We start from the raw sequence: 13,428 nt of genomic DNA on the forward strand, positions 1-13,428 counted from the left end.
GAACCACTCCGTACCTTCGACCTAAGTTAGGAACATTTACTAACGCCGAAGAGGAGGTGACGTGAAGCTTCCCGCCACCGGAACACCGCGTCTGATGCGCGCGATCAACGACCGGGCGGCCCTGGACGTCCTGCTGGAACGCGGGCCGCTGACCCGGCCCGAGATCGGCGAACTGACCGGCCTGTCCAAGCCGACCGCGTTCCAGCTGCTGGCCCGCCTGCAGGACGCCGGGCTGGTGGTGAGCGACGGGGTCCGGGCGGGGCAGCCGGGCCGTACCGCGGAGACCTACCGGATCAACCCCGCCGCCGCCTACGCCGCCGCCATGGACGTCACCCCCGACCGGATCGCCGTCCAGGTGGCCGACATCACCGGAGCCGTCGTGGGCGAGGCCACCCTGCCGACCCCGCGCAGACCGGCCGACACCCTCCTCGACCGGCTCCGCGCGGCCCTGGACGGCGCGCGGCCCCCGGGGCCGCCACGCCGCGTGGTGATCGGCGTGCAGGGCACGATCAACCCCGGAACCGGCCGGCTGGACTACGCCACGGACGAGGACATGCCGGGCTGGCAGATCCCCGACGTGGTGCCCACGCTCGCCGGGGCGCTCGGCACGACCGTCGCCGTGGAGAACGACGTCAACCTCGCCGCGACGGCCGAGGCGGCGCACGGCGCGGCGGCGGGCTGCTCCGACTTCGTGCTGCTCTGGGCCGATGAGGGCCTGGGCGCCGCCCTCATGATCGGCGGGCGGCTGCACCGGGGGGCGACCGGCGGCGCGGGCGAGATCGGTTACCTGCCCGCGCCCGGCGCGCCGACGGCCCGCGACGTCGGCAGATCCGCCAATCACGGCTATCAGGAGCTGGCCGGAGGCGAGGCCGTCGGCAACCTGCTGCGCTCCTACGGGGTGGACGACCCCGACTTCCGCGTCGCGGTCGCGACCGCGACGCGGCTGGCGCGGGAGGGCTCGGGCGACCGGGCCGACGACGCCCGCGCCGGACTGCGCCAGCTCGCCGCCCGGCTGGCGATCGGTCTCGCGGCCATCACCTCGGTCGTCGATCCCGGCCTCATCGTGCTCGCCGGCGGCATCGCCACGGCCGGCGGCGAGTATCTCCGCGATCTCGTCGAACGCGAACTGCACGTGCTCGCCATCCCGCGCCCCCGCCTGCGCCTGTCCTCCGTCGAAGGCAACCCGGTCCTGGCCGGCGCGCTCGACCTGGCTCTGAGCGCGGTCCGGGACGAGGTCTTCGGCTCGCCCAGCCCCTGACGCCCGGCTTCCCCCCGTCCCCTGATCCCCCCTGCTCCACCGCCCCCCTAGGAGTGACCCGTGCGCCCCCCGTCTCACGCATCCCGTCCCCCCACCCTCAGGCTCGTGGTCGCCGGGCTCGCCGCCCTGGCCCTGACCGCCTGCACGGCGGGCAAGGAGGCCGCGCCCGCGCTCGGCGCCCAGCCCGAGCCGTCCGGCTCCGCCTCCCTGCCGCCCGCCACGCTCGAACTCTGGCACGGCTTCTCCACCCCGGCCGAGACCAAGGCCTTCGAGGACGCGATCGCCGCGTTCACCCGGAAGTTCCCGCAGATCAAGGTCACCGCCAAGAAGGGCGTGCAGGACGACCAGATCACCCAGGCCGTCCGGAGCGGCAAGGCCCCGGACGTGGCCGCCTCCTTCACCACCGACAACGTCGCCCAGTGGTGCAAGAGCGGCGCCTTCCAGGACCTCGCCCCGGTGATCCGGCAGGACGGCATCGACCTGTCGGTCCTGCCCGCCGCCTCCCGCTCCTACACCGAGTTCGCGGGCAAGCGGTGCACGATGCCGCTGCTGGCCGACGCCTACGGCCTCTACTACAACAAGGACCTGATGCAGGGTCACGAACCGCCCAAGACGCTCTCGGAGCTGACCGAGCTGACCAAGAAGCTCACCGTCCGCGACGCCGACGGCACCATCAAGGTCGCCGGGTTCATCCCCAGTTTCCAGTACTACGAGAACTCCCCCTCGCACCTGGGCACGATGGTCGGGGCGAAGTGGTACAACGACGACGGCACCTCGGCGATCGGCTCCGACCCGGCCTGGAAGCAGCTGCTGACCTGGCAGAAGGAGCTCGTCGACTGGTACGGCTACGACAACCTGGAGAAGTTCCGCAAGGGCCTGGGCGACGAGTGGAGCGCCGAGCACCCGTTCTTCAAGGGCAAGGTCGCCATGATCCTCGACGGCGAGTGGCGCAACGCCATGATCGCCAATGACCCCGAGGCGAAGGACATGGACTACGGCACCGCGCCGCTGCCGGTCGCCGACGACAAGCCCGAGCTGTACGGCAGCGGCTTCACCGCCGGGACCGTGATCGGCGTCCCCAGGGGGGCCAAGCACCCGCAGCACGCCTGGGAGCTGGTCAAGCACCTGACCACCGACACCGACTCGCTGGTGACCCTGTCCAACTCCCTGCGCAACGTGCCCACGACGAAGGCCGCGATGGAGCACCCGCGCCTGGTCAAGGACGCCAACTTCCAGACGTTCCTCGACATCTTCGCCCATCCCGGAACCAGCACGCTGCCCGCCAACGTCAACAGCGTGTTCAACCAGGAGGCGTTCTCCGCCTTCCTCGTGTCGTGGGAGAAGGGCGCGGTCTCCGACCTGGACGCCGGGCTGAAGAGCGTCGACAAGCGGATCGACGACAAGTGGAAGCTGTCCGGGGGCTGATGCCGGATGGCCTCGCACGTCCGTGCCGCGCCGCCGCGATGGCGGCGCGGCGAGGGGCTCCGCGCCCTCCTGTGGCTGTCGCCCTGGCTGACGGGTTTCACGATCTTCTTCGCCTACCCGCTGGCCTCCACCGTCTACTTCTCCTTCCACCGCTACGACCTGTTCACCCTGGAGTTCGTCGGCCTGGACAACTACCGCTACCTGTTCGACGACGAGCGGGTGTGGCTGTCGGCGCGGAACACGCTGTGGCTGGTCGTCTTCATGGTCCCGGCGCAGGTCGTCTTCGCCCTCGCGCTGGCCCAGCTGGTCACACGGCTCAAGGCGGGCGTCGGGCTGTTCCGGACGATCTTCTACCTGCCGTCGCTGGTCCCGCTGGTGGCCGGCACCGTGGCCTTCGTCTTCCTGATGAACCCCGCCACCGGACCGTGGAACCAGCTCCTCGCGCTGTTCGGGGTCACCGGCCCCGACTGGTTCGGTGATCCGGCCTGGGCCAAGCCCAGCCTGACGCTGCTGGCGATGTGGGGCGTCGGCAACCTCATGGTGATCTTCCTGGCGGCGCTGCTGGACGTGCCCAGGCATCTGTACGAGGCCGCGGCCCTCGACGGCGCCGGGCCGTGGCGGCAGTTCCGCAGCGTGACGCTGCCGATGATCTCGCCCGTGCTGATGTTCTCCGCGATCACCGGAGTGATCTACGCGTTGCAGTATTTCACCCAGGCCATGATCGCCTCCCGGGTCGCGTCGGGCGCCACCGACTCGGCGGGCACCAGCTTCCTGCCCGGATATCCGGATGGCGCGCTGCTCACGCTCCCCCAGCACCTGTTCCAGACCGGGTTCCGCGACTGGTCCATGGGCTACGCCTCGGTGCTCGCCCTGATGCTGTTCGCCACCTCGATGGTCTTCACCCTGATCCTGCTCCGGCAGTTCCGCCGCGCCGAGGAGCTCACATGACCGTTACCGTGACGCGCCGCGCCGAGGAGGTCCGCGCGCCCCGCCGCGCCGCCGCCCCAGGCGGGCGCCGGAGGCGGCGGCTGGCCTTCGTCGCCACGCACGCGATCGCCATCGCCGTGGCGCTGATGTTCCTCGCCCCGCTCGTCTTCGTCGCGCTGACCGCGCTGATGACCGACGAGCAGGCGCTCACCAGCGAACTGTGGCCGGACGACTGGAACTGGGGCAACTTCGCCGAGGTCTTCGCCAAGAGCGACATGCTCCGCTGGACGCTCAACACGTTCCTGTACGCGGGCCTGGGCACGCTGTTCACCGTGGTGTCGTCGGTCCCGGTGGCCTACGCCCTGGCCAGGTTCCGCTTCCGCGGGCGGCGGGCGGCCTTCCTGCTGGTCATCACCATGATGATGCTGCCGCCGCAGGTGATCGCGGTCCCGGTCTACGTGCTGTGGGCCAGGTTCGACCTGACCGGCGGCCTGTGGCCGCTGATCCTGCCGATGCTGCTGGGCGACGCGTTCTCCATCTTCCTGCTCCGGCAGTTCCTCATCACGATCCCGCGCGAGTACACCGAGGCGGCCCGGGTGGACGGCTGCTCCGACCTCACCACGCTGCTGCGCGTCATCCTGCCCATGGCCCGGCCCGGCATCGCGGCGGTGGCGCTGTTCCAGTTCTTCTACTGCTGGAACGACTACTACGGGCCCCTGCTGTACGCGCAGACCAACGAACACTCCTGGACCCTGTCCCTGGGCCTGGCCACCTTCAAGGCCTTCCACAGCGTGCAGTGGAACCTCACCATGGCCGCCACCCTCCTGGTGACGGCACCGGTGATCATCGTGTTCTTCCTGGCCCAGCGGGTCTTCATCGAGGGCGTGACCCTGACCGGGGTGAAAGGGTGAGATCTGCCGGCATGGGGGAGGACCGGAGCGGCGCTCGACGGACGGTGCTGGCCGTCGACGGCGGAAACAGCAAGACGGACGTGGCGCTGCTGGCCGAGGACGGCACGGTGCTGGCCCGGCGGCGGACCGGCCCGTTCGCGCCGCACCGGGTGGGGACGGGCGCCGCCGTCGACGTGGTCGAACAGGCGGCGCGGGCCCTGCTCGACGGTCTCGGCGATACGGCCCCGCCGTGCGCCGACGCCATGGCCGCCTACCTCGCCGGGGCGGACTTCCCGGTGGAGGAGGAGGCGCTGCGGGCCGAACTCGCGGCGCGCGGCGTCGCCAAGGAGGTGTCGGTGGCCAACGACACCTTCGCCGTCCTGCGCGCCGGGGCCTCCCGGCCGTGGGGCGTGGCGGTGGTCTGCGGTGCGGGCATCAACGCCGTGGGCCTGTCCCCCACCGGCCGGACCGTCCGCTTCCCCGCCCTGGGCAGGATGAGCGGCGACTGGGGCGGCGGCGAGGAACTGGCCGAGGAGATCGTCTGGCACGCCGTACGGGCCGAGGACGGCCGGGGCCCGGCCACCGCCCTGACCGGGCTGGTCCGCTCGCACTTCGGCCTGGCCACCGTGACGGACCTGGTCCTCGCCCTGCACTTCGGCGAGGCCGACCGGGACCGGTTGCACGAGCTGGTGCCCGGGCTGTTCGCGGTCGCCGCGACCGGCGACCGCACGGCCGTGGAGCTGGTGGAACGGCAGGCCCGGGAGGTGGCCACGCTCGCGGAGGTCTGCCTGCGCCGCCTGGGCCTGCCGGCCGAACCCGTGGAGGTGGTGCTCGGCGGAAGCGTGCTCACCGCCCGGGACCCCCTGCTCCACGGCCTGGTCGAGACGGCGCTCGGCGCGGCGGCGCCGCACGCCCGCGTCGTCGTCGCCGCCCTCCCGCCGATCGCGGGCGCGGCCCTGCACGGCCTGGACCTGCTGGACGCGCCGGATGCGGCCCGCGAGCGGGTGCGCGCCCACTTCCGGTCCCAGCCCCCGCCCTGACCGGTCCCGCTCCCACCCGTCCCCCGACCCGCTCTGCCCCTCCCGTTCCCGCTCTGCCCCCGTCCCCCGTCCCGACCTGTTCTGCCCCCGTCCCGCCCGTTCCCGCTCTATCCCCCGCCCGTCCCCCGTCCCGACCCGCCTCAGCATCGATCTTGGAGGATCCGGTGAAGAGACCCCTGGCCGCCGCGCTCGCGCTGGCCGTACTGACCACGGCAGGCCCGGCTCTGGCCGAACCGGCGTCCCCGAGCCCGGCCCCGGGGGACCCGGCGTCCTCCGGTTTCGTCCGGGTCGACCAGGTGGGCTTCGCCCCCCGGGAGGCGAAGCACGCCTCGTTCATGTCCGCGGCGGCGGTCGCGGACCCGCGGTTCACGGTCGTCGACCGCCGCGGCCGCGTGGTCCTGCGCGGTACGGCCGGGCGGGACCTGGGCGCGTGGAACGAGAAGTACCCTCACGTCTACGACGTGGACCTGACCGCGCTCCGCGTGCCGGGCAGCTACCGGATCAAGGTGGGGGCGGTCACGTCCCCCGAGTTCACGGTGGCGCCGGCCCTGTCGTTCCTCGGGCCCGCGGCCAAGGTCGTCGCCTTCTTCGGCCGCCAGCGCGACGGCGCCGACGCCCAGCGCGAACCGAGCCACCTCAACGACCGGGCGGCCTCGGTCTACGAGTGGCCGGTCTTCACCGGGCCCGACACCGATCAGATCAAGGGCGGGCTCCGGCGGATCGGCGGGCCCGTCGACGTCGAGGGCGGCTGGTTCGACGCGGGCGACTACCTGAAGTTCACGCACATCCTGGCCTACGTCGACACCCTGCTGTGGGCGGCCAGGCGGGACGGCAACCCCGATCCCCGCCTCCGTCGTGAGGCCTCCCACGGTCTGAGATATCTGGACAAGATGTGGGATGAGAAGTCCCGGACGCTCTACATCCAGGTCGGCATCGGAGCGGGCGACGCCGAGGGCACCTTCGTCGGCGACCACGACATCTGGCGCCTCCCGGAGGCCGACGACGGCGACACCGGCCCCGGCCGTCAGTTCATCCGCAACCGCCCGGTCTTCCGCGCCGCCCCGCCCGGCGAGAAGATCAGCCCGAACCTGGCGGGGCGTACCGCCGCCGCCTTCGCGCTGGCCGCCCAGCTGGAGCCGTCCCGCACCCGGGCCAGGCGGCTGCTGGAGCAGGCGGCCTCCGTCTACGCGATGGCCGGGACCGACGACGTGGGCACGCTGGTGACCTCGCTCCCGCACGCCTTCTACCCCGAGAGCGTCTGGCGCGACGACATGGAGCTGGGCGGGGCCGAGCTGGCGCTGGCCGCGCTGCGCCTGGGCGACCCGCGCGCGTCCGGGTGGCTGGCGCAGTCGGCCCGCTGGGCGGCGGAGTACATGCGGCACGAGTCCGGGGACACGCTCAACCTGTACGACGTGAGCGCCCTGGCCCACGCCGACCTGGTGCGGGCGCTGCGGAAGTCCCGCGCCGCCGGCCTGGCGGTCACCGAGGCCGACCTGATCGGCGGGATCCGCGCCCAGCTGGACATCGGCGCGGAGCGCGCGGCGGCGGACCCGTTCCGCGCCGGGGCCCGGTACGACCAGTTCGACTCCGTGCCGCACGCCTTCGGGCTGGCCGCGACCTCGCGGCTGTACCGGGACGTCACCGGGGACGGCTCCTACGACGCCTTCGGCACCGCGCAGCGCAACTGGGCGCTGGGCGGCAATCCGTGGGGCGTCTCCTTCGTCGCCGGGGTGGGCGAGAACCCCATCCGGTGCCCGCATCACCAGATCGCCAACCTCACCGGGGAGCAGGCCGTCGGCGCGGTGGTGAACGGCCCCAACGACACGTCGTACTTCGACGGGGGTCTGGGCGGCCACTTCGAGGAGATGGCCGCGTGCCCCCCGGACGGCGTGGACCGCTACGCCCCGTTCACCGGCCGCGGCAGCCGCTTCGTCGACGACGTGCGCTCGTGGCAGGCGTCGGAGCCCGCCGACGACTTCGCCGCGATCGCCCTGTACGCGCTCACGCTGACGTCGAAGGGCTGAACCGACGGGCTGAGCCCAAAAGAGAAGACCCCGTGCCGAGAGGATCGGCACGGGGTCTTGCGCTGTGCGCCGCCAGGGACTCGAACCCCGGACCCGCTGATTAAGAGTCAGCTGCTCTAACCAACTGAGCTAGCGGCGCGTGAAGCCCTTGAAGGATAGCGCACTCGCCGGTGTGCTTCGAAATCGATTGATTCGACCGGGTAAGCTAGAACAACATTCGGTTCTGTCTGGGAGCACACATGTGGTTCGCCTCGCCCGCCGACGTCCGTGAGCGTCTCACCGCCGTGGACTACCTCGCCGACGACGCCATCGCGACCTCGGTCTTCCTCGCCTCCGCGCTCGGCAAGCCGCTGCTCGCCGAGGGCCCGGCGGGCGTGGGCAAGACCCAGCTCGCCAAGGCCGTCGCCGCCGCCACCGGGGCGCGGCTCATCCGGCTGCAGTGCTACGAGGGGCTGGACGAGGCCCGCGCGCTGTACGAGTGGAACTACAAGAAGCAGCTCCTGCGCATCCAGGCCGGCGCCGGGCCCGAGGGGGACCGGGACTGGAGCACCACCCACGACGACATCTTCACCGAGGAGTTCCTCCTCGAACGGCCGCTGCTGGCCGCGATCCGCACCGAGACGCCCACGGTCCTGCTGATCGACGAGACCGACAAGGCTGACGTCGAGGTGGAGGGACTGCTGCTGGAGATCCTCTCCGACTACCAGGTCACGATCCCGGAGCTGGGCACGATCACCGCCGTGAGCAGGCCGTACGTCGTCCTGACCTCCAACGCGGCCCGCGAGCTGTCGGAGGCGCTCAAGCGGCGCTGCCTCTATCTGTACCTGGAGTACCCGACGCCGGAGCGCGAGCGGGACATCGTGCTGGCGCAGGTGCCCGGCATCGAGGCCGAGCTGGCCGAGCAGCTCGCCCGGACCGTCGCCACGATGCGCGCCCTGGAGCTGAAGAAGGCGCCCTCGATCGCCGAGACCATCGACTGGGCCAACACCCTGCTCGCGCTGGGCCGGACCGAACTGGACGAGGAGACCACGGGGGCCACCCTCGGCGTGGTGCTCAAGCACGCCTCCGACCAGGCGCGGGCCCGCAAGGAACTCGGGCTGTGAGTGAGCGGGGCGGCCCGGCGGGACCGGCCGGCGGAACCGGCGGCGGCGCGGAAGGACACGGCGGGGAAGGGCACGGCGGGCTGCTGGGGCGGCACGTCGGGTTCGTGCACGCGCTGCGCGAGGTGGGGCTGCCCGTCTCGCTGGCGGAAGGACTCGACGCGGCGCGGGCGCTGACGGTGATCGACCTGACCGAGCGGGAGTCGCTGCGCGCCGCGTACGCGGCCACGCTGGTCAAGCGGCCCTCGCACCGGCCCGGCTTCGACACCCTCTTCGACCTGTGGTTCCCGCCCGCCACCACCGGCCTGTACGGCTCCCGCCCCGGTCCCGACGCCGGCGACGACCTCGACCCGGAGACCGCCGAGCTGCCCGAGCTCCGCGACCGGCTGGCCGGGCTGCTCGCGGCCGAGGACGGCCCGGGCGACGAGATGAACGCCTTCGCCCGCGCGATGGTGGAGCGCTTCGGCCGCCAGCCCGCGAGCCCGGGACGGCAGAACTGGTTCTCCTACCCGGTGCTGCGGGCCCTGTCGCCCGAGACGCTCATGGCCCGCCTGCTGGCCGAGGTCCTCGCCGGGCAGGAACGGGGCGGCCTGGCCGAGAAGGTCGCCCGGCAGCGGATCGAGCGCAACATCGAGCGGTTCAAGGACGCCGTCTCCACCGACGTCCGCCGCCGGATCGCCGAGGACTCCGGGATCGAGCGGATCGCGCGCTCGGCCGTACGGCCCCCGCTGGAGCAGCTGGACTTCCTCCGGATCACCCGGGCCGACCTCGCCGAGCTGCGCCGGGAGGTCTACCCGCTGGCCCGCCGCCTGGCCGCCCGGCTGACCGTCAAGCACCGGCTCGGCCACCGGGGCCGCCTGGACTTCCGCCGCACCGTGCGGGCCTCGCTGTCCACCGGCGGCGTCCCGCTGACCACGCACCTCAAGCCCAAGCGTCCGCACAAGCCCGAGCTGGTCGTCCTGTGCGACGTCAGCGACTCGGTCGCCTCGTTCGCCCATTTCACGCTGCTGCTGACCTACGCGCTGCGCGAGCAGTTCACCAAGGTCCGGGCGTTCGGCTTCGTGGACACGGTGGACGAGATCACCCGCTTCTTCGTGCCCGGCGCGGACGTGGTCGAGGCGATGACCCGGCTGACCTCCGAGGCCGACATGGTCCGCTTCGGCCGGACGAACTACGGCCACGCCTTCGAGCGCTTCGCCGAGCGGTACGGCGACGCCGTCGGCCCGAAGACCTCGCTGCTGATCCTGGGCGACGCCCGGTCCAACTACCAGCCGCCCGCGTTGGAGACCCTCAAGCGCCTGAGCTCCGGCGCCCGGCACGCCTACTGGCTCAATCCGGAGCCGGTGAACCAGTGGGACACCGGCGACTCGGTGGCGACGGCCTACGGCGCGGTCGTGCCGATGCGCGAGTGCCGGAACGTCGCCCAGCTCGCGGCCTTCGTCGAGGAACTCGCCTGACGCCCCGGCTCGGAACCCGGGGCTCGGACCCGGAACCCGGGGCTCAGACCCGGGAGCGTGCCCGGCCGCGGGGAGGGGTCAGCTCATCCGCCGCAGCACACGCGCCGCCGTACGGGCGAGCACCTCGACCTGGCTCTCGTCGAGCTCCTGGCGCGGGGCTCCGAGAACCCAGGAGGCCACGTGGCGCGGCTTGAGGAGGGTGACGCCCTCGGCGGTGACCGTGCGCCGCCGGTCCGCGCCGTGCACGAGCTTCCCGCAGTGCACCGCGATCAGCGGCTCGATCGTCACGGACACGCCCGACTCGCGGCTGAGCACCTCGGCCAGCGATCCGGCGACGCCGACGAGGGCCGCGGCCTCCTTCGAGCCGTACTTCTCCCCGAAGAACAGCCGCCCGCCGTACGTGGCGATCTCGGTGTCGGGATCCCAGGACTCGTTGTCCACGATCCACACGCCGCCGGGACCGATGATCAGGTGGTCCGCCGAGGCCTGGCCGGGAACGGCCCGCCCGCCGAGGATCCGGTAGCCGCGCCTGCCGAGCCTGCGGCGGAGCAGCCTGCCGGTGACGGTCTCGCCCCGGCGCCTGCCGCGCCAGACCGCGGTGGCCTCGTACGAGCGCCAGGCCACGATCCCGTCCGCGACGCCGACCGCCAGCCCGAGCAGGAGCCCGACCAGCACCGGCGCGGGCAGCTCGAACCGGTAGCCCAGCGCGACGCCCGCGACCAGGCCGACCGCGGCCTTGATCCCTCGCAGCTTCCAGCGTTCCTTGGCCTCTTTCCGCCAGTACTGCTCGTACATCACCTGCGGTGACAACCCGTGGAGCCGGTCGGCATCCGGCACGTAGATCGATCCGCCAGGCACAGCGAACCCCCGAGGGTCGAGTGGTGGGAGGGGAACGGATCTGCGGCGTCGGAGATCCTTGGTAATCAAATACCCAAGTGGGGGCTCCAGGCATGGGAAAGTGACGGAAATAACACGCCCTCGCCATCCCGCCCCTCAGCTGACCGACCAGTCGGTATGCTTGTCCCATCACATGAGGGGAAAACGATGAGCCAGGATCAGGAGCCGGTACGGCAACGTCTGCTCGGCGAGGCCACCCGCCTGTTCGCCGAGCGGGGGTTCGAGAGCACCTCGGTGCAGGAAATCGTATCCGCTGCGGGCGTCACCAAGGGCGCCATGTACCACTACTTCGACTCCAAGGACGATCTGCTCCACGAGATCTACGCCCGCGTCCTGCGCCTGCAGACAGACCGGCTCAACCACTTCGCCGACGCCCCGGGACCGGTGGCCGAGCGTCTGCACGCGGCCGCCGCCGACGTCGTGCGGACCACGGTCGAGAACCTGGACGACTCCAAGATCTTCTTCCGCTCCATGCACCTGCTCGCGCCGGACACCCGCAAGAGCGTGCGGGCCGAGCGCCGCGTCTACCACGAGCGCTTCCGGGACCTGGTCACCGAGGGCCAGCGCGAGGGGGTCTTCCGCGACGACATCCCCGCCGACATCGTGGTCGACTTCTTCTTCGGCTCGGTCCACCACCTCGGCACCTGGTACAGCCCGGAGGGCCCGATCTCCGGCGCCGGACTGGGCGCCCACTTCGCCGACCTGCTGCTCACCTCGCTACGGCCGGAGAAGCCGGAGTAACCGGAGAGGCCACCACCTTCCGGGTGACCATCCGCCCGATCAGGGCGATGAGCTTGCGCGGGCGGCGGGGCATCAGGTGGGCCAGGCCGATGTTGCCGAACCCGGGCACGACGTAGCCCCGGTCGCGGTCGAGGGCGCGCAGCGCGCTGCGGACGACCCGCTCGGGGGTGTTCATCCGCGCGCCGATCGCCGCCTCCCGCGTCCCCATCACCTCGAAGAAGGGGGTCTCGACCGGCCCCGGGGTGACGGCGAGCACCCGCACCCCCCGGCCGCGCAGCTCGCTCCAGAGCGCCAGGCTGAAGTTGAGCACGAACGCCTTGGACGCGCTGTAGGTCGCGAAGAACGGCGAGGGCTGGAAGCCCGCGGTCGATCCCACGTTCACGACCGCGCCGCGTCCGCGGGCGAGCATGCCCGGCACGAGCGCGTGCGTCAGGCCGACCGGCGCGACGACGTTGACCATCAGCTCGTCGTGCTCCCGCTCCGCCTCGATCTCCTCGAAGCGCCCGGCGGTGCCGAACCCGGCGTTGTTGACCAGCACGTCCACCGTCAGCCCGCGGGCGGCCAGCTCCCCGGCGATCGCCGAGGCCGCACCCGGATCCGCGAGGTCCTGGACGAGCACCTCGGCCCGCACGCCGTACGCCTGCCGCAGCTCGCCGGCCAGCCGCTCCAGCCTGTCGGCCGAGCGGGCCACCAGCACCACGTCGTGCCCGCGGCCGGCGAGCTGGCGGGCGAACTCGGCGCCGATGCCCGAGGAGGCGCCGGTCACGAGGGCGGTTCCAACCATGATGATCTCCCATCTCCGTCTTTCTGTGTCAACAAAGTATCATCTTCTTCAATATCTGCAACATCAATGTTGCAGATAGAAGGTGAACAGAGTCGGTGGTGTAACTTCTGAGCATGAGTACGACGGGCCGTAAGCTGCGGGCGGACGCCGAGCGCAGCATCAGGACGATCATGGAGGCGGCCGAGCGGGTGCTCAGCGAGAACCCCGGCGCGACGATGGAGCAGATCGCCGAGGCCGCGGGGGTGTCCAGGACCACCATCCACCGGCGTTTCGCCAGCCGCGAGGCGCTGATCGACATCATGACGGTGGCGGCCTGGAAGGAGATCGCCGAGGCGGTGGACGCCGCGCGGCCCGCCACCGCGCCGCCCCAGGTGGCGATGTACCAGGCGACCGCGAACGTGCTGCGGGTGAAGTCCGGCTGGCGCTTCGCCCTCACCGGCCAGGGCCCGCTCTCCGGCGAGCAGGCGCGGGCCGAGGCCGCCCGGATCGAGGCCGACACGATCGGCAAGTGCGACGTCGTCATCCGCCGCGCCCAGCAGGAGGGGGTCATCCGCCCCGACGCCGATCCGCTGTGGGTCCGCCGGGTCTATCTGGCGCTCCTCACCGAGGCCGCCCACGGGGCATACTCCGGCCACGCCGGCGCGCCCGGCGAGGCCGCCCCCGCCGAGACGGACGCCGACATCGACGAACTCGCCACCCGCGTCATGGACACCCTGCTGCGCGGGTTGGGCCCAGGGAGCTGACGCGAGGAACCGGCCGGAAAAGCTCGATCCGGGAGAGACGGCCCGGGGGAAGGCGATCCAGGAGGACCGGCCTTGGAGAGAGCCGCCGGGCAGAGGCCGGCCCGGAGAAAGCGATGCGGGGAAAACACGCCGGGAAAGTCCG

At 72.0% G+C, this 13,428-nt stretch carries 12 protein-coding genes and 1 tRNA gene; 10 read left to right on the forward strand and 3 right to left on the reverse strand.

All coding sequences use genetic code 11. The annotated features are described in order from the left end of the window. The first annotated feature begins 61 nt into the window (after positions 1 to 61). The 6 genes from Plo01_RS21785 to Plo01_RS21810 all read left to right on the forward strand — a co-directional run bounded on the left by Plo01_RS21785 (position 62) and on the right by Plo01_RS21810 (position 7,564). Positions 62 to 1,258, forward strand: a complete 1,197-nt coding sequence (locus Plo01_RS21785; RefSeq protein ID WP_239316812.1) for an ROK family transcriptional regulator — start codon at positions 62 to 64, stop codon at positions 1,256 to 1,258. Between the two features lie 60 nt (positions 1,259 to 1,318). After that, positions 1,319 to 2,683, forward strand: a complete 1,365-nt coding sequence (locus tag Plo01_RS21790) for an extracellular solute-binding protein (protein ID WP_239316814.1) — start codon at positions 1,319 to 1,321, stop codon at positions 2,681 to 2,683. Between the two features lie 6 nt (positions 2,684 to 2,689). Next, positions 2,690 to 3,631: a carbohydrate ABC transporter permease gene (locus tag Plo01_RS21795; RefSeq protein ID WP_203892503.1), complete on the forward strand. Its 942-nt coding sequence runs from the start codon at positions 2,690 to 2,692 to the stop codon at positions 3,629 to 3,631. After that, the gene (locus Plo01_RS21800; protein WP_203892504.1) at positions 3,628 to 4,521 is read left to right on the forward strand and encodes a carbohydrate ABC transporter permease; all 894 of its coding nucleotides are present in this window, start codon (positions 3,628 to 3,630) and stop codon (positions 4,519 to 4,521) included. The genes Plo01_RS21795 and Plo01_RS21800 overlap by 4 nt, the downstream gene beginning before the upstream one ends. Then, the gene (locus Plo01_RS21805) at positions 4,518 to 5,540 is read left to right on the forward strand and encodes an N-acetylglucosamine kinase (RefSeq protein WP_239316816.1); all 1,023 of its coding nucleotides are present in this window, start codon (positions 4,518 to 4,520) and stop codon (positions 5,538 to 5,540) included. The genes Plo01_RS21800 and Plo01_RS21805 overlap by 4 nt, the downstream gene beginning before the upstream one ends. 164 nt (positions 5,541 to 5,704) lie before the next feature. Continuing rightward, positions 5,705 to 7,564 (forward strand): glycoside hydrolase family 9 protein, encoded by a 1,860-nt coding sequence (locus Plo01_RS21810; protein WP_203892505.1) that lies wholly within the window; start codon positions 5,705 to 5,707, stop codon positions 7,562 to 7,564. A 65-nt stretch (positions 7,565 to 7,629) separates the two neighbouring features. Here Plo01_RS21810 and Plo01_RS21815 read toward each other — a convergent pair. Beyond that, positions 7,630 to 7,703: transfer RNA gene (locus tag Plo01_RS21815), tRNA-Lys, on the reverse strand. A gap of 100 nt (positions 7,704 to 7,803) precedes the next feature. Between Plo01_RS21815 and Plo01_RS21820 the strand changes: the two genes are divergently transcribed. Both Plo01_RS21820 and Plo01_RS21825 read left to right on the forward strand, forming a co-directional pair. Beyond that, positions 7,804 to 8,667, forward strand: coding sequence for an AAA family ATPase (locus tag Plo01_RS21820; protein ID WP_203892506.1), 864 nt, complete (start codon positions 7,804 to 7,806; stop codon positions 8,665 to 8,667). Beyond that, a complete protein-coding gene (locus tag Plo01_RS21825) occupies positions 8,664 to 10,121 on the forward strand; it encodes a vWA domain-containing protein (RefSeq protein ID WP_275415409.1) in 1,458 nt (485 codons plus the stop codon). The genes Plo01_RS21820 and Plo01_RS21825 overlap by 4 nt, the downstream gene beginning before the upstream one ends. Before the next feature lie 78 nt (positions 10,122 to 10,199). Here Plo01_RS21825 and Plo01_RS21830 read toward each other — a convergent pair whose 3' ends face one another. Next, complete coding sequence (locus Plo01_RS21830; RefSeq protein ID WP_203892507.1) at positions 10,200 to 10,979, reverse strand: NERD domain-containing protein; 780 nt, start codon at positions 10,977 to 10,979, stop codon at positions 10,200 to 10,202. A 186-nt stretch (positions 10,980 to 11,165) separates the two neighbouring features. On the opposite strand from Plo01_RS21830, the gene Plo01_RS21835 reads away from it, so the two are divergent. Further along, on the forward strand, positions 11,166 to 11,759 hold the full coding sequence (locus Plo01_RS21835) for a TetR/AcrR family transcriptional regulator (protein WP_203892508.1): 594 nt from the start codon (positions 11,166 to 11,168) through the stop codon (positions 11,757 to 11,759). Here the strand turns inward: Plo01_RS21835 and Plo01_RS21840 are convergent. Continuing rightward, on the reverse strand, positions 11,728 to 12,543 hold the full coding sequence (locus Plo01_RS21840; protein ID WP_203892509.1) for an SDR family NAD(P)-dependent oxidoreductase: 816 nt from the start codon (positions 12,541 to 12,543) through the stop codon (positions 11,728 to 11,730). The two genes, Plo01_RS21835 and Plo01_RS21840, sit on opposite strands and share 32 nt — an antisense overlap. 113 nt (positions 12,544 to 12,656) lie before the next feature. Between Plo01_RS21840 and Plo01_RS21845 the strand changes: the two genes are divergently transcribed. Further along, positions 12,657 to 13,286, forward strand: coding sequence for a TetR/AcrR family transcriptional regulator (locus Plo01_RS21845; RefSeq protein ID WP_203892510.1), 630 nt, complete (start codon positions 12,657 to 12,659; stop codon positions 13,284 to 13,286). Positions 13,287 to 13,428: the final 142 nt, after the last annotated feature.

This window comes from Planobispora longispora, assembly GCF_016863135.1.
Lineage (GTDB): Bacteria > Actinomycetota > Actinomycetes > Streptosporangiales > Streptosporangiaceae > Planobispora > Planobispora longispora.